Origin of the sequence: Candidatus Sphingomonas phytovorans (genome assembly GCA_029202385.1) — a bacterium.
Taxonomy (GTDB): domain Bacteria; phylum Pseudomonadota; class Alphaproteobacteria; order Sphingomonadales; family Sphingomonadaceae; genus Sphingomonas; species Sphingomonas phytovorans.
The window spans coordinates 1,900,131-1,924,293 of sequence record CP119314.1; the positions used below are offsets into that span (position 1 = coordinate 1,900,131).

At 64.1% G+C, this 24,163-nt stretch carries 29 protein-coding genes and 2 tRNA genes; 15 read left to right on the forward strand and 16 right to left on the reverse strand.

The genetic code is table 11. The features are described from left to right. Nucleotides 1-4: 4 nt before the first annotated feature. Nucleotides 5-160, reverse strand: coding sequence for a hypothetical protein (locus tag P0Y59_08765; GenBank protein ID WEK01748.1), 156 nt, complete (start codon nt 158-160; stop codon nt 5-7). A gap of 232 nt (nt 161-392) precedes the next feature. Between P0Y59_08765 and dcd the strand changes: the two genes are divergently transcribed. Beyond that, a complete protein-coding gene (gene dcd / locus P0Y59_08770) occupies nt 393-947 on the forward strand; it encodes a dCTP deaminase (GenBank protein WEK01749.1) in 555 nt (184 codons plus the stop codon). Between the two features lie 316 nt (nt 948-1,263). Here the strand turns inward: dcd and P0Y59_08775 are convergent, their stop codons facing one another. From P0Y59_08775 to P0Y59_08795, 5 genes are all read right to left on the reverse strand, one after another. Beyond that, nucleotides 1,264-1,620, reverse strand: a complete 357-nt coding sequence (locus P0Y59_08775) for a tetratricopeptide repeat protein (GenBank protein WEK01750.1) — start codon at nt 1,618-1,620, stop codon at nt 1,264-1,266. Nucleotides 1,621-1,804: 184 nt separating this feature from the next. After that, a complete protein-coding gene (locus P0Y59_08780) occupies nt 1,805-2,233 on the reverse strand; it encodes a biopolymer transporter ExbD (protein ID WEK01751.1) in 429 nt (142 codons plus the stop codon). 28 nt (nt 2,234-2,261) lie between these two features. Next, nucleotides 2,262-2,747, reverse strand: coding sequence for a biopolymer transporter ExbD (locus P0Y59_08785; GenBank protein ID WEK01752.1), 486 nt, complete (start codon nt 2,745-2,747; stop codon nt 2,262-2,264). 94 nt (nt 2,748-2,841) lie between these two features. Then, entirely contained in the window at nt 2,842-3,621 is a 780-nt protein-coding gene (locus tag P0Y59_08790; protein WEK01753.1) for a MotA/TolQ/ExbB proton channel family protein, read from the reverse strand. An 89-nt stretch (nt 3,622-3,710) separates the two neighbouring features. Beyond that, nucleotides 3,711-4,370, reverse strand: a complete 660-nt coding sequence (locus tag P0Y59_08795) for an energy transducer TonB (GenBank protein WEK01754.1) — start codon at nt 4,368-4,370, stop codon at nt 3,711-3,713. A 254-nt stretch (nt 4,371-4,624) separates the two neighbouring features. On the opposite strand from P0Y59_08795, the gene P0Y59_08800 reads away from it, so the two are divergent. Then, on the forward strand, nt 4,625-5,446 hold the full coding sequence (locus tag P0Y59_08800) for a hypothetical protein (protein ID WEK01755.1): 822 nt from the start codon (nt 4,625-4,627) through the stop codon (nt 5,444-5,446). Here P0Y59_08800 and P0Y59_08805 read toward each other — a convergent pair. The 3 genes from P0Y59_08805 to P0Y59_08815 all read right to left on the reverse strand — a co-directional run bounded on the left by P0Y59_08805 (nt 5,443) and on the right by P0Y59_08815 (nt 6,846). Next, entirely contained in the window at nt 5,443-5,778 is a 336-nt protein-coding gene (locus P0Y59_08805) for a hypothetical protein (GenBank protein ID WEK01756.1), read from the reverse strand. The two genes, P0Y59_08800 and P0Y59_08805, sit on opposite strands and share 4 nt — an antisense overlap. Before the next feature lie 2 nt (nt 5,779-5,780). After that, complete coding sequence (locus tag P0Y59_08810; GenBank protein ID WEK01757.1) at nt 5,781-6,152, reverse strand: dihydroneopterin aldolase; 372 nt, start codon at nt 6,150-6,152, stop codon at nt 5,781-5,783. Between the two features lie 61 nt (nt 6,153-6,213). Then, entirely contained in the window at nt 6,214-6,846 is a 633-nt protein-coding gene (locus tag P0Y59_08815; protein ID WEK01758.1) for a glutathione S-transferase N-terminal domain-containing protein, read from the reverse strand. A gap of 92 nt (nt 6,847-6,938) precedes the next feature. On the opposite strand from P0Y59_08815, the gene P0Y59_08820 reads away from it, so the two are divergent. Genes P0Y59_08820 through P0Y59_08835 form a run of 4 tightly spaced genes read left to right on the forward strand, consistent with a single transcriptional unit; the run spans nt 6,939 to nt 9,848 of the window. Next, nucleotides 6,939-7,451: an N-acetyltransferase gene (locus tag P0Y59_08820; protein ID WEK01759.1), complete on the forward strand. Its 513-nt coding sequence runs from the start codon at nt 6,939-6,941 to the stop codon at nt 7,449-7,451. A gap of 38 nt (nt 7,452-7,489) precedes the next feature. Next, entirely contained in the window at nt 7,490-8,056 is a 567-nt protein-coding gene (locus tag P0Y59_08825; protein WEK01760.1) for a DUF1285 domain-containing protein, read from the forward strand. Continuing rightward, nucleotides 8,053-8,655 carry a CoA pyrophosphatase gene (locus P0Y59_08830; GenBank protein WEK01761.1) on the forward strand — a complete coding sequence of 201 codons (603 nt, stop codon included), beginning with the start codon at nt 8,053-8,055 and terminating at the stop codon, nt 8,653-8,655. Before P0Y59_08825 ends, P0Y59_08830 begins: the two co-directional genes overlap by 4 nt. Then, the gene (locus tag P0Y59_08835; protein WEK01762.1) at nt 8,643-9,848 is read left to right on the forward strand and encodes a CCA tRNA nucleotidyltransferase; all 1,206 of its coding nucleotides are present in this window, start codon (nt 8,643-8,645) and stop codon (nt 9,846-9,848) included. The genes P0Y59_08830 and P0Y59_08835 overlap by 13 nt, the downstream gene beginning before the upstream one ends. Here P0Y59_08835 and P0Y59_08840 read toward each other — a convergent pair. The 3 genes from P0Y59_08840 to gcvA all read right to left on the reverse strand — a co-directional run bounded on the left by P0Y59_08840 (nt 9,818) and on the right by gcvA (nt 14,818). Continuing rightward, nucleotides 9,818-11,461, reverse strand: a complete 1,644-nt coding sequence (locus P0Y59_08840) for a bifunctional diguanylate cyclase/phosphodiesterase (protein WEK01763.1) — start codon at nt 11,459-11,461, stop codon at nt 9,818-9,820. The genes P0Y59_08835 and P0Y59_08840 overlap by 31 nt on opposite strands. A gap of 152 nt (nt 11,462-11,613) precedes the next feature. Next, nucleotides 11,614-13,866, reverse strand: a complete 2,253-nt coding sequence (parC, locus tag P0Y59_08845) for a DNA topoisomerase IV subunit A (GenBank protein WEK01764.1) — start codon at nt 13,864-13,866, stop codon at nt 11,614-11,616. Nucleotides 13,867-13,918: 52 nt separating this feature from the next. Beyond that, a complete protein-coding gene (gene gcvA, locus P0Y59_08850) occupies nt 13,919-14,818 on the reverse strand; it encodes a transcriptional regulator GcvA (protein WEK01765.1) in 900 nt (299 codons plus the stop codon). 112 nt (nt 14,819-14,930) lie between these two features. Here gcvA and P0Y59_08855 point away from each other — a divergent pair, with 112 nt between their 5' ends. The 4 genes from P0Y59_08855 (at nt 14,931) to P0Y59_08870 (ending at nt 18,111) form a co-directional block, all read left to right on the forward strand. Continuing rightward, nucleotides 14,931-15,113, forward strand: a complete 183-nt coding sequence (locus P0Y59_08855) for a hypothetical protein (GenBank protein WEK01766.1) — start codon at nt 14,931-14,933, stop codon at nt 15,111-15,113. Between the two features lie 48 nt (nt 15,114-15,161). Continuing rightward, nucleotides 15,162-16,079, forward strand: coding sequence for an alpha/beta hydrolase (locus P0Y59_08860; GenBank protein ID WEK01767.1), 918 nt, complete (start codon nt 15,162-15,164; stop codon nt 16,077-16,079). A 149-nt stretch (nt 16,080-16,228) separates the two neighbouring features. Next, the gene (locus tag P0Y59_08865; protein WEK01768.1) at nt 16,229-17,128 is read left to right on the forward strand and encodes a hypothetical protein; all 900 of its coding nucleotides are present in this window, start codon (nt 16,229-16,231) and stop codon (nt 17,126-17,128) included. Between the two features lie 203 nt (nt 17,129-17,331). Continuing rightward, a complete protein-coding gene (locus P0Y59_08870) occupies nt 17,332-18,111 on the forward strand; it encodes a phosphoribosylaminoimidazolesuccinocarboxamide synthase (protein ID WEK01769.1) in 780 nt (259 codons plus the stop codon). A gap of 40 nt (nt 18,112-18,151) precedes the next feature. On the opposite strand, the gene P0Y59_08875 is transcribed toward P0Y59_08870, so the two are convergent. After that, nucleotides 18,152-18,301, reverse strand: a complete 150-nt coding sequence (locus P0Y59_08875; GenBank protein WEK01770.1) for a hypothetical protein — start codon at nt 18,299-18,301, stop codon at nt 18,152-18,154. Between the two features lie 144 nt (nt 18,302-18,445). Between P0Y59_08875 and purS the strand changes: the two genes are divergently transcribed. From purS to P0Y59_08895, 4 genes are all read left to right on the forward strand, one after another. Further along, a complete protein-coding gene (gene purS, locus P0Y59_08880) occupies nt 18,446-18,676 on the forward strand; it encodes a phosphoribosylformylglycinamidine synthase subunit PurS (protein ID WEK01771.1) in 231 nt (76 codons plus the stop codon). Next, nucleotides 18,673-19,341, forward strand: a complete 669-nt coding sequence (gene purQ, locus P0Y59_08885; GenBank protein WEK01772.1) for a phosphoribosylformylglycinamidine synthase subunit PurQ — start codon at nt 18,673-18,675, stop codon at nt 19,339-19,341. Before purS ends, purQ begins: the two co-directional genes overlap by 4 nt. 330 nt (nt 19,342-19,671) lie before the next feature. Then, nucleotides 19,672-19,742: transfer RNA gene (locus P0Y59_08890), tRNA-Cys, on the forward strand. A 311-nt stretch (nt 19,743-20,053) separates the two neighbouring features. After that, nucleotides 20,054-22,174: a DUF4157 domain-containing protein gene (locus tag P0Y59_08895; GenBank protein ID WEK01773.1), complete on the forward strand. Its 2,121-nt coding sequence runs from the start codon at nt 20,054-20,056 to the stop codon at nt 22,172-22,174. A gap of 29 nt (nt 22,175-22,203) precedes the next feature. On the opposite strand, the gene P0Y59_08900 is transcribed toward P0Y59_08895, so the two are convergent. Together P0Y59_08900 and P0Y59_08905 are read right to left on the reverse strand one after the other, a co-directional pair. After that, nucleotides 22,204-22,536, reverse strand: coding sequence for a hypothetical protein (locus P0Y59_08900; protein WEK01774.1), 333 nt, complete (start codon nt 22,534-22,536; stop codon nt 22,204-22,206). Next, nucleotides 22,529-23,272 (reverse strand): queuosine precursor transporter, encoded by a 744-nt coding sequence (locus P0Y59_08905; GenBank protein WEK01775.1) that lies wholly within the window; start codon nt 23,270-23,272, stop codon nt 22,529-22,531. The genes P0Y59_08900 and P0Y59_08905 overlap by 8 nt, the downstream gene beginning before the upstream one ends. 82 nt (nt 23,273-23,354) lie before the next feature. On the opposite strand from P0Y59_08905, the gene P0Y59_08910 reads away from it, so the two are divergent. Next, nucleotides 23,355-23,431, forward strand: a tRNA-Arg gene (locus P0Y59_08910). 126 nt (nt 23,432-23,557) lie between these two features. On the opposite strand, the gene P0Y59_08915 is transcribed toward P0Y59_08910, so the two are convergent. Beyond that, nucleotides 23,558-24,076, reverse strand: a complete 519-nt coding sequence (locus P0Y59_08915) for a hypothetical protein (GenBank protein ID WEK01776.1) — start codon at nt 24,074-24,076, stop codon at nt 23,558-23,560. Nucleotides 24,077-24,163: the final 87 nt, after the last annotated feature.

Sequence of the window (24,163 nt, forward strand, 5' to 3'; positions counted from 1 at the left end):
GCGCTCAGCGACCGAGAGTGCCGATCAGGCCGATCGCCAACAAGGTAGCGGTATAGGTAAACGCGGCGCGACGAAGTGCCTGCGAGTAACCGCGGCGCAGAAAGAACCAGACGAAGATCACCGGCATTGCGAGCATGCCCAACAGCAATGGCGCGCTCAATCGCCTTGGTTCTTCCGGTCCGTCCGCAATCACCCTGTCCTCCCCCCTCACCATATGCCGATCCATATCCTGACAGCCCGATATCCGTTCATCAACGTCCGGCGCACAGGCCGGACAAGCAGCCGGTACGACTCCATCGACTCGCAATAGCTGACAGTTCCTCATTCAGTGCAATCGGCCTTGCCCCGAAGAGCCATTCCCGCGAAAGCGGTCGGCTCAAGGGAGGCGCTCAATGTCGATCATGTCGGACCGCTGGATTCGCGAGCAGGCGCTCGCCAACGGGATGATCGAGCCGTTCGTCGATCGCCAGCAGCGCGACGGGTGCATCTCCTACGGCCTGTCATCCTATGGCTATGACGCGCGCGTGTCGGACGAGTTCAAGGTCTTCACCAACATCGACAGCGTGATCGTCGATCCGAAGGATTTCTCGTCGAACAGCTTCGTCGACCGCAAGACCGATGTGTGCATCATTCCGCCCAACAGCTTCGCGCTGGCCCGGACGGTGGAATATTTTCGGGTGCCGCGCGACGTTCTGGTCATCTGCCTCGGCAAATCGACCTATGCGCGCTGCGGCATCATCGTGAACGTCACACCGCTCGAGCCCGGCTGGGAAGGGCATGTTACGCTGGAATTCTCGAACACCACTCCCCTGCCCGCCAAGATCTATGCGAACGAAGGCGCGTGCCAGTTCCTGTTCCTGGAGGGCAACGAGCCCTGCGAGACAAGCTACGCCGACCGCTCCGGCAAATATATGGGCCAGCGTGGCGTCACGCTGCCGAGACTCTGATCCCGCTGGTTGCGGGCAAAGGGAAGCGACACGGTCAACGCTGGTTCGAACGGAATCGAACCTGTTGCGGATCTCCGATTTTCACGCTTTCACGTGGCTGACGGGCCCAGCCCTGCCCGGGAGCGCCCCGGTGCATCGAGCGCTAAATCAGAACCACCTGCCCATTCGTGCCGAGTAGAGATCGAACAGGCGCAGCCGTATCGAGAGCTCGTATCGAGGTACAATTGAAGCGCGAAACGCCTGTCCCTCGATACGCCATCTCGTCACGCTCGACGGTTACTCGGGACGAACGGATCGGATTTTACGCACGACGGTTCTAACGTGACGACATTTGCCGTGCATCGAGCCGGGAAAGCCCTGCAGTGGCAAGCGTGTGCGACCATGCAGTGCGATCGGCAGTGACGTCCATCAGCGTATTGGGACGTGCCAGCACAGCCTCGTACAGCACCCGTGCTTCGTCCCGGCGGCCCGTGCCACGATAGACCGCTGCAAGATTCAGCATCAGTTCCGGGCGTGAGGGATAGATTCTGCGCTCCGCGACCAGCGTACGTTCCGCCGTGCTGAAATCACCCTGCTTGATGGCGATGAAACCGGTGCGGTCGCTTGCGGTGGCAGCGGTAGCCGCGCCCGCCAAGACAATTCCGGCAATCAATATTCCAGAACCAATGCGCATTGCTCTTCTCCTCGACGACCTTTCCTTGAAAGGTTTCATTTTTATGACACTCTTGTGTCACTTTAGTGACTCCGCTGCAATAGAGTTGCGCGCGAGGAGAGAGCGATGCGGGCGACCAACGCCAGACAACAAAAAAGGGCGGCCCCGAAGGACCGCCCCATTTATCTCGCGCTGATCGGATCGATCAGAAATCGTTGCGATATTGCTCGTTGCCGATGAAGCCGAGCTTGGTCACGCCAGAGCGCTTGATGACCGCGAGCACTTCATCAACCCGCGCATAACGCGCCTGGGGATCCGGCTGGAAATGCAGCTCCGGCTCCGGATTGATGCTCTTCGTCGCTTCCAGATATTGCTGGAGAGTGACCTTGTCGACCGGCGCACCGTTCCACGCAATCGTTCCCGCCGGGTCAATCGTGACCTTGTTCTTCTGCGGATCGACCGGTGGCGGCTTGTTGTTCGGGTCGTTGATCGGAAGATCGACCTTCACTGCGTGCGTCTGGATCGGAATGGTGATGATGAACATGATGAGGAGCACGAGCATGACGTCGATCAACGGCGTCGTGTTCAGATCCATCATCGGCTGGCCGTCATCGGAGCCGCCGCTCATTGCCATATCATATTACTCCTGAAGCTCTGACCGGTCACATGCGCTCGGCGTTGCCGCCGGGCGGAGGCTCGGAAATGAAGCCGACCTTGGCAAAGCCTGCCATCTGCATCGTGTAGATTGCGCCACCAATGCAGCGATACGGCGTATTCACGTCACCGCGGATATGAGCCTCGGGAAGCTCCAGATCGGGATTGCCGACACCGCCCTGACGCGCGATCTCGGCTCTCAGCTTCGCTACCGCTTTGTCGAGCAGCTCCTGATGGCCGACGGGCGCCGTACCCCAGAAGATGCCGCAAGAACCATCGGGCTTCTGCAGGATCGAGAGCGACACGTTCTCGGGCTTCGTGGTCGTGGGATCGTAACGAATGTCGGGAAGCTTCAGCTTCACCGACTGCAGCACGACGGGCACCGCGATCAGGAAGATGATGAGGAGCACCAGCATCACGTCCACCATCGGGGTCGTGTTGATGTCCGACATCGGTTTTTCTTCGGCGCCGTCGCCGCCAACGCTAATTGCCATTGAGGACTATCCTATCCTTGCAACTGGGCCACCGGGAAAACTCCGGGGGCGAGAGGCGGGGCGGCGCCAACGCGGCGCGCGCCCCGCCCCGTCATCAGCGTGCTGCCGTGGTGGTCGCAGCCGCCGGCTTGGCTGCCGGAGCCGCACCCTTGCGGGCAGCAGCTGCCGGGCGAACCGCGCCGTCCGACGCCAGATAGCCGAGCACGTCGTTCGAGAACGCGTTCAGGTCTTCGGCGATCGACTTGTTGCGACGCTGCAGCCAGTTGTAGGCGAGCACCGCCGGAACGGCGACGACGAGACCGAGAGCGGTCATGATCAGCGCCTCACCGACCGGGCCGGCAACGGCGTCGATCGAAGCCTGACCGGCCGCGCCGATCTTGATGAGCGCGCGGTAGATGCCGATAACCGTACCGAACAGACCGATGAACGGTGCGGTCGCGCCGACGGTCGCCAGGAATGCCAGGCCCGAGTTGAGCTGCGAGTTGATCGACGCTTCCGAACGGGCGAGCGAGCCGTGCAGCCAGTCATGCGCCTCGACCGGATCGGTCAGGCGGGTGTGCTGCTCCTGAGCCGACAGGCCGTCGTCGACGATCTGCTTGTAGGCCGAGTTCTTCTCGAGCTTGGCCGATGCTTCACGCAGGCTGTTGTTGTTCCAGAAGCCACCACTCACGCGCTTGTGCTGATTGATCACCTTCTGCTGCTCGAACAGCTTGGTGAACAGGATGTAGAGCGAGACGAAAAGCATCAGCACCAGGATGCCGAACACGGTCTGCGAGATCAGGCCGCCTTCGCGGAGCGCCGGGATCAGGCCGTAAGGATTTTCGCCCTTGGGGGCGGCTGCTGCGGCGCCGGCCGCAAGGATGGTGGTGAGCATTTAGTTGGTTTCCTCTAGGCTGTATTTTTTACTGTCAGGTCTATCCAGAAACGGCCCGGGGCATGGCGCACCGGGCCGAATCCCTATCGTCAATTCTCAGGCAATACCCAACGGACCGGCAGCGTTGCCGTCGACACGGTCGGCTGACCGTTCTCGTCCTTGGCCGGGGTATAGCGCACCCTGCTGCGCGCGATGCGGCACGTCGTGTCGTCGAGCGAGCTGTTACCGCTCGACGTCGTGATGCTGCATGCACTCACGCGGCCATCGGCGCCCACCGTCAGCTTCGCAACGACTCGACCCTGAGCACCGGCGCGAATCGCCTCCGATGGATAGGCATCGTCATTGAAGAACTGGCCGGGGTTACCCTTCAGGCCCGCTGCCTGCGAGATGCGAGGCGGCGCGGGTGGAGGTGGCGGCGGCGCTGCGACCGGCGTCGGCACGAAGACCGGCGGCGGAGCCTGCACTGTCTGGATGACGACTTGCGGCGGCGCCTGAGTCTGCACGATCGGCGGCGGCGAGACGACCGGAGGCGGCTCGAGCGGCTGATCTGGCGGAGGGGGCGGCGGCTCGTCGGGTGGCGGGGGTGGCGGCTCCTCGACGTCGAAGGTCTTCAACTTCTCCGACATCGCTTTCACGTATTTGTACGTGAGTCCGGTGACGAAGGCGTAGCCCATGACGGCGACAATCACCGACACGATCACGATCGCCACCACGCGGTTGCCGCTTACATTACGGTCAGCATAAGCCATTCAGAAACGAAACTCCTCTATCCGTACACGACGCGAACCGCCGATCCGTAACGTCCGTTCGTCCGATCTGCCTGTCGTGGGCTGATGTATCCTTGGACAGGGGCGATCCTATATGACCCCCCAAACCCTGACGCAAACGCTTTGTCTCACGCAACAAACGTACAATCCCGACGTGGCAGAATTATTTCTGTATAATATCGGAACGAACGCGTAACCCATAGCGAATGATTTCAGCTCCGAAACTCGCGTTTGCGATGGCCTTCGCGGCGGCCGCAACTGGTGCCTCAGCCCAGCAAAGACCGCAGATTCCCGCCGATTCGGTGGTAATCGCCCCGCCCTATGCCGACTATGCTGATCTGGTTCTCGCGGCCCCCGCGATCATCGATGCGACCATTCGAAGCTCCACCCGCCTGAAGGGCCCGGATGCCGCCGGCGTAGCCGCCAACATGGCCCGGCTTTATGTCGAAGCAGACGTCCTGGCCCTGATTCGCGGCACTGCAGCATTGCCGCCGCGAATCGCTTATGTACTTGATGTACCTGTGGATACGCGCGGGAAGCTGCCGAAATTGCGCAAGCTCCGTGTCCTGCTGTTTGCCCGGCCCGTTCCGGGTAACTCAACTCTCGTTCAGCTCGTCCGCCCCGATGCCCAGCGCGACTGGACGCCCGGCGCCGATGCGTTGACCCGGCGAATCACCCAGGAAACGCTCAGTCCCGATGCCCCTCCGAAGGTGACCGGGATCGGCAACGCATTTCATGTCACCGGCGACCTGCCCGGATCAGGCGAAACCCAGATATTCCTCACCACCGCAGACAGCCGGCCTGTTTCGATCGGCATCCAGCGGACGCCCGGCGAGCAGCCGCGCTGGTCAGTGGCGTTGAGCGAGCTTGTCGGCGAGGGCGCCGTGCCGCCGGCGCGCGATACCTTGTTGTGGTATCGCCTTGCCTGCGCCTTGCCGCCGGAACTGCCCGCATCGAGCCTGACGTCGCTCAGCGATAGCGACGCGGCCATCGCGCGCGAGGATTACCGCCTGGTGATTCGCTCGCTCGGTCCCTGCAACCGGGGCGGTGGCCGCTAAACTTCGGGTGCGACCCTGAGGATCTGGCCGGTCGTCGACCGCGCGGCGGCGAGGAAGCGCGCAGCGGCGGCGACATCGCCCTCTTCCGCCCCCGCCACTACGTCGATCGCCCCGATTCGGGTATATGATGCGAGCTCGACGGCGAGAGGCCCGATCGCAGCGATCAACATCGCGCGCTCGATCGCGGGCACCGACGAATCGAGCAAGAGAAGGACGATGTCGGCCTCCGCCGCGCGAAGGCGCTGCACGGTCTGCTGTGCCCGTCCCGCTTCGGCCGTGACCAGGATCGAGCCCGTGGCCGTCGCAAGCGATTCGCGAACGGCCTCCTCCATGCTCATTTCCGGTGACGGACGAGTGTGATGCCGATTGATTCGCCAGCTTCGGCAATGGCCAGCTTGATGATCTTGATCTGCACCCGCGCAACGCGCTTGTCCTGGAGGAACAGGATTTCGGCGATATGATCGGCCACACCTTCGACCAGGGTGAAATGCACCCCTTCGGGCAGCGCCGTCGTCGCGGCCCGCTTCAGATCCAGATAATTCTTCGTCGCGCCCAGAGGCGAATCCGGGGCGAAATGCGCCGGACAATCGAGATCGACCGTCAACGAAATCCGCAGCGGCTGCGGCAGATGGGTTTCTTCTGAATAGATGCCGGTGAGAACCGGCACCTCAAGATCATGCACTTCAAGGCTGAGACGATCGTCCAAGCGCGGCCCTTTCATGGTGTGGCGGGCGCCATAGCAGATGAGGAAGCGGTGGAAAGCCGCCTCAGGCCGCGGCACTTGGCCGCGCGCTGGCCGCCGCGTGCCAGCGCGCAACCGAACGACAATCCTCGGGTACCTGGAATTTAGCGGCTCGGGCAAAATCGATCGTCACGAGCGCTGAGATGTCGGCGAAGCTGAAGGCGTCGGTGGCGATCCAGTCGCGGTCCGCCAGCCGGACATCGAGCGCCTCGACGAAAGCGCCCCACATGATCAGCCCGCGCGCGCCCAGTTCGGGTATCTGCGGCATCGCCGGCCATTTGCCCGGTGCCGCACGATCCTGAAAGGCGGGATGGACGTTGCGAAAGGCATAGACGGCGGCGGCATATCCGTCCGATTCGATTCGGCGAGTCCAGGATTCGATCCGGCCGATGTCGAGGGCCGTGCTCCCGAACAATGCGGGTTCCGGGTGCAGCGCCTCGAAATAGCGGCAGATCGCGGCCGATTCGCAGATGACCTCACCATCGTCCAGCTCAAGCGCTGGCACCGCGCCGCGCGGATTCACGGCGAGATAGGGATCGGAAAGTTGCTCGTTCCGGCGGAGATCCACCATCACGCGCTCGATCTCGATGCCCTTCTCGGCAAGGAAGATGCGCACCCGGCGCGGGCTTGGGGCGAATTCGGCATCGTACAGCTTCATCGCGCGCCTCCAATTCGGCTTGCGTTCAGGCGTACCACCGCTAAAGCGCGCGGCCCCGTGCGTCCATGCCGGGACTCGCAGGAGCAACCATATTGATCAGGATCGCGCCGATTTCCGAAGTTGAACCGCAGGCAGTCGAGCATCTGCTCGACCGCGCGTTCGGCACGGACCGGCACGAGCGAACCGCCTACCGGATTCGCCAGGGCATGCCCGCGATTCCCCGGTTGAGCTTCGCTGCCCTGGAAAACGGCGCGCTGGTCGGCACGATCCAGTGCTGGCCGATCCTGTTCGACGGTGACGATGGCCGGGATGTGCCGATGGTGATGCTCGGCCCGGTCGCCGTCGAGCCAGCGCGGCAGGGTGACGGGATCGGGCGTGACCTGATGCTCTATGCACTGAACGCGGCGGTGGCCTCGGGCGAGGCCGGTGCGCTGATGCTGATCGGCGACCCGGAATATTATGGCCGGTTCTTCGGCTTCACCGCTGATCGAACGGCCGGGTGGCGCGTACCGGGGCCCGTCGAGCAGCGCCGGCTGTTGGCAATGGGCGATTCGGTCCCGGACGGCGCGGGCATGCTCGCCCCTCGAACCGTGGCGCTCGCCTGACGCTTTACGCCCGGGCAGGCCTGTCCTACCGCCTACCGATGCCGATGGACCCGCTTCCCGATCTTGCCGCGCTGTCGCTCGCCGATATCGCGCGCCTCGCCGGGGAACGGAAACTGCCGCCGGTCGAACGCTGGAACCCGACTCATTGCGGCGACAGCGAGATGCGCATCGCGCGCGACGGGACCTGGTTCCATCAGGGATCGCCGATCGGGCGTCAGGCGATGGTCCGGCTGTTCTCGACGATCCTGCGTCGTGAGGAGGATGGCGGCTATGTGCTCGTCACGCCAGTCGAGAAGCTCGATATCGCGGTGGAGGACGCGCCTTTCGTCGCGGTAGAGATGAAGGTCGAAGGCGAAGGTCGCGATTCGCGGCTGGCCTTTCGCCTCAACACCGGCGATCTGGTGACGGCCGGCAGCGACCATCCCCTGCGTTTCGAAGAACGCGGGGATAGCCCCCGCCCCTATCTCCATGTCCGGGGCGGGCTGGAGGCGCTGGTCGCCCGGACGGTCTATTACGATCTCGCCGCAATCGCGCTGGCGGGCGACGATGTGCCGCCCGGCGTGTGGAGCAACGGCGCCTTCTTCCCTCTGGAGCGGACTGAATGACCCTTGCCGATCGCCTGCGCAACGCGCTCGAAGCCGGACACGGCATGGATACCGTGCTACTGACCGGGGACCATCGCGACCTTGAACTCGATCAGTCGACGCCGCTGATGAACGCCGCCGTGCTCGTCGCCGTCACCGATCGTTCAAGGCCCGGCGTCATCCTGACCCAGCGTACCGACACCTTGTCGCGCCACCCCGGCCAGGTCGCCTTTCCCGGCGGCCGGATCGACCCGGGCGACAGCGGCGCGATCGACGCGGCGCTGCGCGAGGCGGAAGAGGAGATCGCCCTGCCGCGCGACCGGGTGATCGTGATCGGGGAGGCCGACCGCTATCGCACCGTCACTGGCTTCGACGTGACCCCGGTGATCGGCATCGTCCCACCCGACCTGATCCTGGTTCCCAGCGCGGCCGAAGTGGCGCAGGTGTTCGAGGTGCCGCTCGATTTCGTCCTCGACGCCGCGAACCATGTCGAGGCGACCGTCGAATGGCAGGGCCGCAACCGGCATTATTATGAGATCAACTGGGACGGCCACCGCATCTGGGGCGCGACCGCCGCGATGATCGTCAATCTCTCCCGGCGGCTGCGATGGAACGGATGATCCTGCCGCAGGCCGCGTGGCGCGGACGCGACGGACTGGTGGGGCTCTGCGACGTGCTGGGCGCAGCCGAAGGCAAGGTGCGCTTCGTCGGCGGCGCCGTGCGCGACACGCTGCTCGGCATCGACGTGGCCGATGTCGATCTCGCGACGACTCATTCTCCCGACCGGGTAATCGCCCTGCTCAAGGGCAATGGCATCAAGGCAGTGCCGACCGGCCTCGCGCACGGCACGGTGACGGCAGTGCTGTCCGGCGGTCCAGTCGAGGTGACCACCCTCCGCTGCGATGTCGCCACTGATGGCCGGCACGCGACCGTCGCCTTCACCGACGACTGGCAGGAGGACGCCGCGCGACGCGATTTCACGATGAACGCGCTCTACGCGGATCCACTGACCGGGAAGATCTTCGATTATTTCGGCGGGATCGACGATCTGGAGGCGCGTCGGGTGCGCTTCATCGGCGATCCGCTGAAACGAATCGCCGAGGATCATCTGCGCATCCTGCGCTTCTTCCGCTTCCACGCCCGGTTCGGCGACGCACCGGACGAGGCCGGGCTGGATGCCTGCACTGAACGCGCGAACGACCTGATGGCCCTGTCGCGCGAGCGGATCGCGGCCGAACTGCTCCGGCTGCTGGTCGCGGTGCACGCAGTCCGCGTCGTCGACCTGATGATCGACCATGCGATCTTCGTCCCGGTACTTCCGGAAATCGAAAGCACCGGACAACTGGCGCGGCTGGTCGCGCGTGAGGCCGCGGCGGGGATCGATCCGGATCCGATCCGGCGGCTCGCATCGCTGCTCCCGGCGGACACCCGCGTGGCGGACGATATCGGCGCGCGGCTGAAACTGTCCAAGGTCGAGCGGCGACGACTGGTCAGCGCCGCCGAGCCAGTGGGCGACGAGCCGGCGACGGTGATCGGCTACCGGCTCGGCAGGGACCTGGCGATCGATCGCCTGCTCCTGTCGGATCGTCCGGAAAAGGACGTGACGTCCCTACTCGCCTGGGAATCCCCTGCCCTGCCGCTCACCGGCGGCGCCCTGGTCGAACGCGGCCTGCGCAAGGGCCCCGAGGTCGCGCGCACGCTGCGCCAGATCGAGGAGCAATGGATCGCCGAGGGCTTTCCTGATGCAGCGCGGGTGAACCAGATCGCCGACGCGGCGACCGCTCAGTTCCTGCGGGCTTCCAGCAGCGAATAGGCCGCGTCGGCCTCGAGCGGCCGCGCATAGACGAAGCCCTGGCCATAGGTGCAGCCAAGCGCGGCGAGCGTCTGGGCAAGTTCGTTGGTCTCGATTCCCTCGGCCGTCGTCTGCATACCAAGCGCCTGGGCAAGCGACAGGATGGCACGCACGATCGCGATCTTGTCGCGGTCGGCAAGCATGCCGGTCACGAAGCTGCGGTCGATCTTGAGAATATCGATCGGCAGCTTCTGGAGATAGGCGAGGTTCGAATAGCCGGTGCCGAAATCGTCCATCGCCAGCGTCGTGCCGAGCCCCTTCAGCGCATGCATGATTCCCGCGATTCGATCGGGATCAGTGACGAGCGCGCTTTCGGTGAGTTCAAGGGTGAGGCGCGAACCGTCAAGGCCGTTGCCGGTGAGCGCGCGCTCGACCACCGGCGCGATGCTGTCGCGCTGGAGCTGGATCGCCGACAGGTTGACCGCGAGCTTCACGCCGCAATTGCCGCCCGCCCGCGCGTCCCATCCGGCAAGCGTGCGCACCGCCTCCTCGATCGCCCAGCGACCGAGCGGAACGATCAGCCCCGATTCCTCGGCGACCGGAATGAAATCGCAGGGCGAAAATTCGGTGCCGTCGTCGTCGGCCCATCGCGCCAGTGATTCGAAGCAGACGATCTGTCCGGTCGCAAGATCGCAAATCGGCTGGAAGCTGAGCCGAAGCTGCCCCCGGTCGAGCGCGCGGCGCAGCGCGGTCTCCATGCCGAACTGCTCGCGCGCGATGTCGAACGCCTGGGTCTGATAGGCTTCGGCGCGACCGCTGGTCTTGGACCGCCGCACCGCGAATTGGGCGTGCCGGATCAGTTCCTCGGCATCGTCGACCTGGCTCGACCCGAAGGCGATGCCGATCGAGCAAGCGACCCGGATCTCGAAATCGGAAAGCTGGAACGGCGTGCCCAGCGCGCCCTGGATTCGCCTGGCGACATGGTCGGCGTCACCGGGACCATCCTCGAGCGTCAGCAGGATACCGAATTCATCACCACCGGTCCGGGCGAGCACGTCGTGCGCGCGCAGGATGCCCTTGAGACGCCGGGCAACGGTGATGAGCAACTCGTCGCCGGCCATCGACCCGAGGCAGGCGTTCACGCGGCTGAAACGATCGAGATCGACGATGAGCACGGCGTAGCGCGCCTGCTGTGTCGTGTCGTCGATCAGCGCCTCGAGATGATCGCTGAAGCCGGCGCGATTGGCGAGGCCGGTCAGGCTGTCGGTCATCATCTCGCGACGAAGATTATGCTCGGTGCGCAATTCGGACGTCTGGTCGATCAGGGTGACGAGGCAGCGCCCCTCGGCGTTGCGCGTCAGGCGCGCAAGCGTGACCTGATAATAGCGGCAATCGACTGCGTCGCCGAATTGCCAGGGGAAATCCTCGCGCAGCGAATCGCTCTGGACGAACTTGGTGATCCGCGTCGCAATCAGCGAGATCAGCGGCGACGCACCGCTCGCGGAACCAAGGCCGGCCTGGCGGAACGGCCGGTTTGCCATCTGGATGGACACATCGCCGTCGGCCGCGATCACGAGCGCCGCCGGGATGGGAAGGAGATCGAACGTCGCTCCGATCCGGTCCAGATCGTTCATGCGCGCGTCACCGGCCTCCATCGATACGGGAGGCTCTTCCGCTTTCAAGACCCGGGACCTGAACGGCATCATCCAGGGTAGCGTTACCGGGAACAGGTTAAAAGCGGCTGAAGCTTGCACAGTATTTCAGCCACTTGATACCACCAAAATGGCTAGAAACGGTTATCCCTTGGAAAGCCGGTGGGTGGCATTCGCCCGGCCGCGCCGCGTGCCGCGCGCCACGGTGCAAGATCGCTTTCGGTACGAGTCCGTCCACTCTCGCCGCCCATCGCCCAGCTCAGCCCGTCAGCGAAGACGAAAGTGATCGCATCGGACAGGCCACCGTCGCGATACCGCTGCAACTGGACACCCTGGCCACGCGCCAGTTCAGCCAGCTCGGTCAATGGAAAGACGAGCAGGCGGCGGTTGTCGCCGATCGCCGCGACATAATCGGCCGCCGGATCGACCGGGCGCACGATCTTCAGCTTCGCGCCCAGACGCGGCGTCACCACCGTCTTGCCCTTGCGCGTCTCGGCGATCGTATCCGCCGTCCGCACGATGAAGCCGCGGCCGTCGGTGGCGGCGACCAGCAGCTTCTCAGCACGGCTCGCCGGCATCAAAGCGACGATCCCGACATCGCCGTCGAGATCGATCATCGCCCGCACCGGCTCGCCAAAACCGCGGCCGCCAGGCAGCTTGTCCGCCGCGAGCGTGTAGAAACGGCCATTCTCCGCCGCGAGCAGGATCTTGTCAGTCGTCTGCGCGAAGAAATGCAGGAAGGCCGCGTCGCCTTCCTTGAACTTCAGGTCGGCCGCGGCGGCAGGCTCGATATGGCCCTTCATCGCCCTGATCCACCCCCGCTGCGACAGGATCACGGTGATCGGCTCCCGCTCGATCATCGCCTCGAGCGGGATTTCGCGGGCGGGGGCAGCTTCTTCGATCGTGGTGCGGCGCTTGCCCAGTTCGGTTTCCAGGCCGTAGCGATCGCGCAGCTTGGCGAAGTCCTTCTTCAGCCGGGTCCGCTGGCGCGCGTCGCTGCCGAGCAACGCCTCAAGGCCTGCCTTCTCGGTTTCCAGCCCGTCGCGCTCCTTGCGAAGCTCCATCTCCTCGAGCCGTCGCAGCGAGCGCAGGCGCATGTTCAGGATCGCCTCGGCCTGGCGGTCGGTCAATTCGAACTCGGCGGTCATCACCGGCTTGGGCTCATCCTCGGTGCGGATGATCTCGATCACCCGGTCCAGGTTGAGGAAGGCGATGATGTAGCCGTCCAGCAGTTCCATCCGGTCGGCGATCTTGGCCAGCCGGTGCGCGGTACGACGCTGGAGCACGATGAACTGGTGATCGACCCAGCCTAACAGCGCCTCGCGCAGGGACATCACGCGTGGGGTACGGCGCGCGTCGAGCACGTTGAGGTTGAGGCTGACCCGATTTTCCAGATCACTCATCCGGAACAGGCTTTCCATCAGCAGGGTCGCATCGACCGTGCGAGCGCGCGGCTCGATGACGATGCGCACCTCCGAATCGGATTCGTCGCGCACGTCCGCCAGGATCGGAAGCTTCTTGTCGTTGATGATCGTCGCAATCTGCTCGATCAGCTTGCCCTTCTGGACGCCGTACGGAATCTCGGTGACGATCGCGTTCCAGGTGCCGCGACCCTGGTCCTCGACATGCCAGCGCGCCCGGACACGGAAGCCGCCGCGCCCGGTGGCATAGGCTTCGGCGATCGCGGCCGCGCTGTCGACCACTTGCCCGCCGGTCGGAAAATCCGGCCCCTTCACATGCTCCAGCACCTGCGCGTCGCTCGCCTCCGGCTGGTCGATCAGCAGGATCGCGGCGTCGAACAGTTCGGCGGCATTGTGCGGCGGGATGCTCGTCGCCATGCCGACCGCGATGCCGGCGGCACCATTGGCAAGCAGGTTCGGGAACATGCCCGGGAACAGCTCGGGCTCCTGGTCTTCGCCATTGTAGGTAGGACGGTAGTCGACGGCGTCTTCGTCGAGGCCGTCCATCAGGTCGATCGCGACCTGAGTCAGCCGCGCCTCGGTGTAGCGATAGGCGGCGGCGTTATCGCCATCGATATTGCCGAAATTGCCCTGCCCGTCGACGAGCGGATACCGCATGGCAAAGCTCTGCGCGAGGCGAACCATCGCGTCATAGACCGACTGGTCGCCATGCGGATGATATTTACCGATCACGTCGCCGACGACGCGGGCGCATTTCTTGTAGCCCTGCGCCGGATCGAGCCGAAGCAGGCGCATCGCCCAGAGCAGGCGCCGGTGAACGGGTTTCAGCCCATCGCGGACATCGGGCAGCGAGCGCGCCGTGATCGTGGAGAGCGCATAGACGAGGTAGCGCTCCGACAGAGCACTGTCGAAGGGCGCGTCGACGATGGCGTTGAAGGGATCGGGCTCTTGGATATCGGTAGGCATTGGGCCCCGGTTAGCAGGCGGAATCGGGCTAGGCTAGGATCGGGCGGTCTGTTCAGACCGGGCTCGGCAGGTCGCGCGCCAGCTCGGCGAACAGCCATTCACGGAATCGCTTGATCTTGGGCACGCCGCGCCGTGCCTCGGGGCAGACCAGCCAATAGGCATAGCCGCGGGTCGATACTTGCTCGAACGGCCGCACCAGCCGGCGGTCGGCCAGATCGTTGCGCCAGAAGAAAGGGGTCAACATCGCCATGCCCTGCCCGGCCATCGCCGCATGGCCTTCATGCGCCTGGGAATCGAGCCTGACGCCGCGGCGGGGCATCCTGTCCGGCGCGTCGACGCCGGCCTCGCGCAGCCAATGGGACCACCAGCTGTCGTGCGGGCTGATCAACGGCAGGCGGAGCAGGTCGGCCGGCTCGAACACGGGCCCATGGCGCCGCTGGAAACCCGGGCTGCACATCGGCGTGAAATCGATCGGCAACACCAGGTCCTGCGAGAGATCCGGCCATGATCCGCGGCCGGCGCGGATGGCGATATCGACATCGTCGGTCGTGAAATCGGCCAGCATGTCACTGGTCAGCAGGCGCACCGCCATATCCGGATGCGCCATCTGGAAACTGCCGAGACGCCAGGCGAGCCAGGTATTGGCGAAGGTGTTGGAGGTGGAGACGGTCAGCAGCCCCTCATCCTCGGCGCGGATCGTGGCGAAGGCCGAATCGAGCGCATCGAAGGCACGGCCCACCTGCGGCGCGATCCGGCGGGCTGCCTCGGTCAGGAGGACGCGCTTCTTCTCGCGGCGGAACAACGGCACGCCGAGCCGCTCTTCGAGCAGCTTCACCTGATAGCTCACCGCCGCCTGAGTCATGCCGAGTTCGGCCGCCGCGGCAGTGAAATTCTCGTGGCGCGCAGCCGCCTCGAACACCCGGACAGCGGAGAGAGGCGGAATGCGGCGCATATTCGATGGATAAGGCAGGCTTATGGATCGTGTCCAACGATTTGTTGGCGCCCCAATGAGCACAGGCGCATATCCGTTTCGTGATCAACGCCAGCAAAAAAGGAGAATGGCGGTGCGTGACGATTTCTACAGCCAGGCCTGGGCCGGTAATCACCAGCATCTGAGCAAGACGATCCATAAGCTGTTTCGCGCGGCGATGGATGCTTTCGACAAGCTCCAGGCCCATCAGTTCGACGCGCCCTGGCGCGCGCGACGGGCCAAGGGCAAGACCCCGGCATTCAAGCCCGCTGCCTGATACTCGGCGGTTTTCGACACTGTCGCGGGGAACGCGTATCGGGGAAGCATGTTCAGGCTTGCCCCGATCGCGCTTCTCGCGTTGATCCCTGCGGTGATGACCGCAACTGCTCCCTCCCTGCTCACCTGGGCCGATCTCACCGCGAGACCGCAGCCGAGACCCGATGCGACGATCGCCTATGGCGACGACGACATGCAGAAGGTCGATGTCTGGCTGCCCGCGGGCAAAGGCCCATTGCCGACCCCATTGCCGCCCCCACTGCCGACCGTCGTGATGGTGCATGGCGGCTGCTGGACGACCAGTATCGCCGATCGCAGCCTGATGAACTGGATCGCCGATGACCTCCGCAAGGACGGAATCGCTGTCTGGAATATTGATTATCGAGGCGTTGATCGCCCGGGCGGCGGTTATCCCGGCACCTTCCTCGACGCGGCCGCGGCCGCCGATTCGCTGGTCGCAAACGCGAAGCGCTTCCATCTCGATACCGGGCATATCGTCGCGGTCGGCCATTCGGCCGGTGGCCATCTCGCCTTGTGGCTCGCCGCACGGCCGAAACTGCCCAAGGGCAGCCCGCTGCGCACCGCCGCACCGCTGCCGATCGCCCATGTGATCAGCCTTGGCGGACTGCCCGACCTGGAGGCGACGGCGGCCAGCCCGGACAATGGATGCGGCACCGATGTCGTCAGGCAGTTGGTCGGCCCGCCGGACGCCCGCCCTGACGTCTATGCCGATACCTCGATCCCGCGCCTGTTACCGATTGGCGTGCCGCAGGATCTGGTCAACGGCCCCGAGGACAGGATCATCCCGATCCGGCTCGGCACCGGCTATGAGGCCAAGGCCAGGCAGGCAGGCGACAACGCCAGGCTTCACATCGTGCCCGCGACCGGCCACGTCGAACTGGTGACACCCGATACCAAAGCCTGGACCGAGACCAAACGACTGATCCGCGCGGCGCTCAAACACTGACTCTGGAGGACGCGCGCTCGACGCTGCTGATCATCGCCGCGTCCATCTCGATCCGGAGTTCTCGAAACGGCACCCAGTCACCTGATCGACCATTTCCGCGTTAACCATTTCTATACTATACTCTGCCCCGATCGACGGGGGAATCACCGATGCGAATCGTGGCTGTGCTGGCGGCATTTCTTGTGCTCGCCGGATGCGAACAAGCACCCGGTCAGGCGAGCGGCGCTGCGGGCGCGCCATCGGATCAGCCGGTAAGCTCCCGATCTTCCAGCGCTTTCGACTATCACTATGCTTTCCGCATGCCCGGCTCGCGCATCGCAGCGGTGCAGGAAAGCCATGCTCGCGGCTGCGATCAGCTCGGCCCGGCGCGCTGCCGGATCATGGCGATCCGCTACAATGTCGACGATCGGAATCGTGTCGAGGCAACGCTGACGCTGAAACTCGATCCAACCGTCGCCCGCGCCTATGGCAAGGGGGCGACGGATGCCGTGACCCGCGCGGGCGGGTCGATGACCGGGGCCGATATTGCCGGCGCCGATTCAGGCGCCGCCGCCGGGCGCAGCGACGGGGTCGTCGCCCGGTTGCGCGAGTCGCTAGGCAATGCCGAGGCGCAATTGCGGGGCAACGTCTCGCCCGAGGAGCGGGTACAGCTTTCAGCCAGGACGGATCGGCTTCGCGCCGCGATCGGCACGATCGGCGAGGTCGACCAGGGTGTCGGCACCGGCGTGGCGACGACGCCGGTACTTCTCACCTATGCCTCGGGCAGCGCGGTGAGTGGCCTGGGCGGATCGGACGCCACTTTCGACACGGCCGGCCAGACGTTGCTGTCGTCGCTCGCCGGGCTGGCCACGATCCTCGCGGGCGTCGGCCCGTGGCTGCTCCTCCTGGTTGGCGGCGCGCTGATCCTGCGCCGGATCGTCCAGGGCCCGGCCGACCGGACGCCCGCCCCCGAATTGCCTTCAGCACCTCCTGAAACCGGCGAGGATCGTACCGTGATCCAGCGCTGGTTCGCGCGCGACAACGAGCCGGAACCCGAACCAGCCAACTAGGCGCCGCAGGCGCCGTGAAACGTGGCAATCACAGTGTACACCTGCAGCATGTTTCCTGCGGGACACGTGCCGATCCCGACCGGAAAGGTCCCGGCCAAGCTGATTGCGCCGCCGTCGGCCTTCCGATATAGCGCCGGTCTTCCGGCCCCGGCCCGCGCATCCGCGCCGCCGGGGCTGCTCATTTTCCCAAGGGTAACGCCATCATGGCTCGCCGCCGCCAGATCTACGAAGGCAAAGCCAAGATCCTCTACGAGGGTCCCGAACCCGGCACGCTGATCCAGTATTTCAAGGACGATGCGACTGCGTTCAACGCCCAGAAAAAGGGCACGATCAGCGGCAAGGGCGTGCTCAACAACCGCATCTCCGAGCATATCTTCACCCTGCTCGGCCATATCGGCGTGCCGACTCATTTCATCCGCCGCCTAAACATGCGCGAGCAGCTGATCCGCCAGGTCGAGATCATCCCCGTCGAGGTGGTGATCCGCAACGTGGCGGCCGGATCGCTGTCGACGCGGCTCGGGATCGAGGAAGGCACTCAGCTGCCCCGCACGATCATCGAATATTATTACAAGGACGACGCGCTCGGCGATCCGATGATCACTGACGAGCATATCGCCGCGTTCGGCTGGGCGAGCCAGGAGGAGATGCACGACATCGCCGACCTCGCCATCCGCGTGAACGATTTCCTGTGCGGCCTGTTCGCCGGGATCGGCATTCGGCTGGTCGATTTCAAGCTCGAATTCGGTCGCATCTGGGACAATGACTATGCCCGGGTGATCCTTGCCGACGAGATCAGCCCCGATGGCTGCCGCCTGTGGGACATGGAAACCAACGAGAAGCTCGACAAGGACCGGTTCCGCCGCGATCTCGGCGGCGAGGTCGAGGCCTATCAGGAAGTCGCGCGCCGGCTCGGCCTGCTGCCCGAGGGCGCCGACGGCGCGGTGCTCGATCTCGAAAAGCACCGGCTGAGCAAGGGCAAATAAACCCGATCGTGGCGGCCGCGCGATGCGTGGCCGCCATTCCTCAGCCTTTGACTCGATAACCGCAGATAATGCCGAAGACATAGGCGCTGAACAGGGCGAGCTGGACTCGGCCACCCGCGTCGCTCCAGCCGAAATATTGCCCGCCGAACGCGAACAACGCGATGAACATGATCATTGCCAGCCCGGCCATTGCCCGACCTCCCCATGCCGCCCTGCCCAGCACAAGGCCTTGAGCTGGAGGCTGATACGACCGCGTAAATTTTCCATGAAGCTTGCGGCAGGGCGCTGCGCTCGCCATAGGGGCGCCAACCAATCCCAAGCCCAGGAAACGCCCATGAAGCTTCGCATCTTCGTCACGCTGAAGAACGGCGTGCTCGATCCGCAAGGCAAGGCGATCCACAAGGCGCTCGACGGTCTTGGCTTTGCCGGCATCAACGATGTCCGCGCCGGAAAGCTCATCGAGCTCGACGTCGCTGACGACACCAGCGACGCAAGCATCGACGAGATGTGCCGCAAGCTGCTCGCCAACACCGTGATCGAGAACTATCGGGTTGAACGGGCATGAAGACAGCGGTCATCGTCTTTCCAGGCTCCAATTGCGATCGCGACATCGCCGTCGCGCTTGAAGCCATCACCGGGGTGAAACCGGCCATGGTGTGGCATGGCGAGACCAGCCTGCCCGACGGCGTCGGCCTGGTCGCGCTGCCCGGCGGCTTCTCCTATGGCGACTATCTTCGCTCCGGCGCGGTCGCGGCACGATCGCCGATCATGCGCGCCGTGGTCGACGCGGCTGACGGCGGCCTCCCGGTGCTCGGCATCTGCAACGGCTTCCAGGTGCTGACCGAGGCAGGGCTGCTGCCGGGCGCGCTGATGCGCAACGAGGGACTCGATTTCGTCTGCCGCGACGTGGAACTGACCGTCGCCAACGCTCAGTCCGCCTTCACCAGCCGCTATGGCCAGGGCGAGACGATCACCGTTCCCGTGGCGCATCATGACGGCAATTATTTCGCCGACGCGGAAACGCTCGACCGCCTCGAAGGCGAAGGCCGAGTCGCCTTCCGCTATGCTGGCCAGGTCAACGGATCGGCGCGCAAGATTGCCGGCGTGCTCAACGCGGCCGGCAACGTGCTTGGCATGATGCCGCATCCCGAGCGCCGCATCGAAGCGGCACATGGCGGCCTTGATGGCCGGCGGCTGTTCGAAGGGTTGCTCGAAACCGTCGGAGCCTGACCCGGACTTAGCCAAATAGGCTATTGCACCGTGAGAGCCATGATGGCATAGTCGATTCATGGCTATGACCATTCCTTTTGCGCAACCGCGCCTCGCCAGCTGTCGACATTGACGCTCGCATAGTCGCGCACCCCGCTCGGGGCGCGACACAATAGGGATGTCCGTCTGACTGACGGGAGGCGCCGACAGCGCCCTCACCAGTCCCTGCCAGTGAAATCCCCAGAATTCTGCTGCCTTCAGGTGTGGCCGAACGCAATCCAGTGCGCGGCCGGTTTGTGATTCCGGTGACAGCGGGTGCAAATCCCGCCGGCCACCCCTGAGGGCAGCAGTGTCCGGGTGGCGAATGGGAACGCGACGGATTGCAAATCCGCGATGAGCCGGTTCGATTCCGGCTTCGGACTCCCTCGTCCATTGAACCCATATGGTTATATTTTCCCCAACGGTGAAGCACGCCTCAACGCTCCGACGGTGATGGGGTCTCTTTTCCTTGCACCCCTGCGGACCCGGCCCGGAAGCTGACATATCGAGATGCAACCTAAACGGCTCAATACCGCCCTCTCATCCCGGATTCCAACTTGCTGATTGGATCGGGTGGGATACCCTCCGCTCTTCATTTTACCCGCGCGAGTCGCCGGAGCCGTAACTTCCGCCCTGGGGGCCCTTAAAGGCCACCACTGATTGCAAGATTCATTGCGATGGAGGGACAAAAGCGATGCAGGAAACAGCGCACAAGCCCGGCCCGTCATCACTCGTCGCGCAGCGGCAGGGCTGCAGCGCCTGCCTCGAAGAAGCGGCGCAACTGTCGGGTGGTCAGCAAGGCTATCTGGCGCAGCTCTCGGAACAGATCAACGGCCGTCCGGGCGTACAGGCCGCGGCGCAATTACGGGCAGAGACCAACGCCAGCCCCCGGGTCCAGGCACTCTCCGCCATGATCGGCAGGCCAATCCAGCGCGCGGAAAAGCCAGCCAACCGCACCGGCCTGCCCGACACTCTCAAGGCAGGTGTCGAATCTCTCTCCGGGGTTTCGCTGGACAACGTCAACGTCCACTACAATTCCGACAAGCCGGCCCAGCTCAACGCTCATGCCTATGCCCAGGGCACCGACATCCATGTCGCCCCCGGCCAGGAACGGCATTTGCCGCATGAGGCATGGCATGTCGTGCAGCAGGCCCAGGGACGCGTCCAGCCGACGATGCAGATGAAAGGCGACGTCCCGGTCAATGATGACGAAGGCCTTGAGCAAGAGGCCGACACGATGGGGAACAAGGCCGCCAGCATGCCAGGCATCCCGAGTGCGGCCGAGGGGATCGAGCCTCCGTCCACCGGCACGCAGTTGCGCGCAACGGCTCCCACTAGCACTCCTGCCGTACAACGCAGGATGGGGCTTGAGCTTGAATTTCCCATCCCGGTGGACGGATTGGGCCATCTGAGCGAGGCCCAGCAAGCTGCCCTCAGAAGACCTTTGCCCGACGAGGAACGATCAGCCCTGCAAGAGGGCGCGCTTCTGGACAAGGATCTGACCATGATGGAGGGTGACGGTTACGTCATCCGACCGGACCATCAGGGAAGCAGGCTTGCCCCCCTGATGGGGGAAACCCCGGCACAAGCGCTGTCCACCAATATAACCGAGTTCATCTTCGATCCGCCCGTCGAGGAGATGCACGAAGTATCGACCGTTCTGGACAACATCTTCGACATGGTGGACGCGATTGGCGGCATCACCAACGACCTGACCAGCCGTGGCCAGCTCAACGGCGCCTATTATGTCGGACCGATCAATACCGGCGGGATAAAGCCCGACGCCTTGAAGCTGGAAGCCAGCTCGATGCAGATCAATTTCGGTATCGAAACCCAGAAGATACCCGATCTCTTCATGTCTTACGCAAGATCCACCGATCTTTCGGAAGAACATGCGAGGGAAGTCTTCGGCGTCGCGAATGGAGACAGAGCCGCGGAAATTGCACAGATTTATCGCGAAGCCCTGGTGCGGGCGGCAACCATCTCGGCCCATGTGGAGGAGGTGTTTCGCGAACACGAAAGCGTGCGGGCGGCGACCCCATTGCGGGGTATCCGGGGAATATTGGCGGTACAGGCACTTTACCTGATCATGGGCAGCATACCGGAGGAAGACAGATTTGGGGGCACGGTCAAGAATTTTACCCCGCTCCTGATGAAGAGTTCGCTGAGCTGGATCGCTGACTATTCCCTTACCCCCGAAGAGCAGCGGCTCTATGCGGAGCATAAGAAAATGCTTCTTACATTGTTGATCAGCGCCTGTGGCGGACGCTCAGGAGACGCCACCCCGTCCGATCTGCTGGTCGTGGGCGACAAAGGGGCCAGGACAGGGATCACCATTGAAGACCTGCTCACGCCAAAACTGGACGGACCCTTTGTGGTTCCAGGTGCCGGCATCCGGCCCGATTCAGTCGGCAACCCCCGCTCTCGCGACGACCCCAGCTTACGCCCGGAGGATCATGAAGACCGCCTGCCCCTTCCCGAATATCTGACGGCCCCGCAGCGGGCACCCACCCGGGAAGAAATAGCGCAATATGGCCAGAGGACAGCCGAGTTGCTGGCCCCGCGCACGGTCGAGCCCACCGAACAGGCCCAGAGAATCGAGGCCGAGCACAGCCAGCGGCGAAACCGGCGCCGGGGCGGCGTATTTGAAACGCGCATCGCCAGCGGGAATTTCTCCCGCTCGGAGGCCAAGAGCAGAGCCAGGGAAATGTTCCTGCGCGTAGCCATCCTGCACGGACTGGACGACAAGGACCTGATGACACCCGAAGGACAGACCGACCGCGCCAAACACGAACTCGGACAGGAAGGACTCTAAACCCGAAGGCGACCTCTCGCCCCCTGCGTTCACCCGCCCCGACGAAACAATGTGGTACAACGCGCCGCCAGGGTAATCACGGCCGGCCAGAGGATCGTATTCCAGATATCGTGCCAGTTCGCCGCAAGATCGAACTTCCGATGGAGGACATAGACGTCGCGCATGTCCCATAGTTCGCCGGCCAGGGCGGCCACCGCAACGACGGTCAGCGGAATCCAGTCGCCCACTCTTCGCCTGAGCAATTGCGCCGCGACGAGCAGGATCAGCAACCCGATATAGACGTGGAGCGCGTCCTTCGAGAGACCGGTATGAGTGGTCAGCCAGAGCTTGCCGGTCTGAAAGACGCTGAGATGATCAAACACGCGCTTTGAACGGCGTGAAATCGGTGCCGTCGTCGAACACATCGACGCCTTCGCGGCGTTTCAGGAAATTGACGACGAGATAGGTGAGCGGCGTCAGCAGCACCTCCCACGACACCTTCAGCACCCATTGAGTAACAAGCACTTTCAGCACCAGATCGTTGGTCCAGCCGACCGCGCCGATAAAGGCGAGCGGGTAGAAGATGAGGCTGTCCACCCCTTCCCCCGCGATCGTCGAGCCGATCGTCCGCGTCCAGAGATGCCTGCCCTGAGTCCATATCTTCATGCGCGCCAGGACATAGGAATTGACGAACTCACCCGCCCAGAAGGCGATCATCGACGCTAACACGATGCGCGGCACCTGGCCGAAGATCGTCTCGTACGCAGCCTGGTTCTTCCAGTCGGGTGATGGCGGCAGCGCGACGACGACCCAGGACATGAACGCCATGAACGCGACCGCGACGAAGCCCGCCCAGATCACGCGACGGGCACGGGCATAGCCATAGACCTCGGTCAGCACATCGCCGATGACATAGCTGATCGGGAAGAACAGGATGCCGGCGCCGAACGGCCACAGGCCGATGCCGGGCAGGTTCACCACCGCGACCTTGCCCGCACCGAGTACATTGGACAGCAGGATGATCGCGACGAACGCGGCCATCACAAAATCATAATAGCGGAACTGCCCGCCGGCGACATCCGCCGCGCTGACGGCCCTCACCCCGTTTCCTTCCGCCATGCCGGTCCCCCAAGGTTCTTACGAGTATTTTATGAAGCCGGTTTCGTCCCCGCGCAATCCGCGCTAATCCCCGCGCCATCGCGCGCCCGTAGCTCAGTTGGATAGAGCACGAGACTTCTAATCTTGAGGCCGCAGGTTCGACTCCTGCCGGGCGCGCCAGATCCCCCCTTTCCCTGCCGCTTTCCGTCCCGGCGGCAAAGCGGCCGACCTCCATACCCTGGAACTCCGGTTTCCTCCTGCTGGATCGGGGAGGACTCGCAGGGGCATGGAGATCGGCCGAAAGGCTTAGCGAATGCGCCTGAAGTGAAAGTTGCGCACGAAAGGCGCGCCTGTATTGTCGACGTTGGCGGCGGATTCGGTCATTTCCTTGCCATCGGCCGAAATGGCGTAGACTCGCACCGCCCCCAGGGTCTTGTTCTTGGACAGGCCCATGACGAGCACATTGGGAGCCGGCGAATTCATCGCGGCGCTGTCAGCTTCACTGGTATCGCCTTCGCCCGGCGCCATCTTGCCGTCGCGTCGATACTGGACCGCCATATGCCTGACGCTGTCGTCCGGCGCGGTGATGTCGATCTTCGTCCGCCACTGGCCCGAGCCGACATCGTCGAATGTATAGATCACCCGCTTCGGGGGCGGCCCATAGCTATCAGGCATCCGCGTCAGGTCCAGTTCCCATTCACCAAGGAAGGGCGACCGCTCGGCAGCCGAAGGAGCCGACTGCGCACTGGCAGGCCCGCCGACGAACAGGGCCGCCACGGCAGCCTGGAGGAACCATGGTCCGAAGCGTGGATATGAGTACGGCATGTGACGTCTCCCTTGTTTCGAGGCGCGGCCTCGGCGTTGACTTTCCCGCGATCATTCGCGTCGCGTCGCGGCACCGCTTGCAGGCGC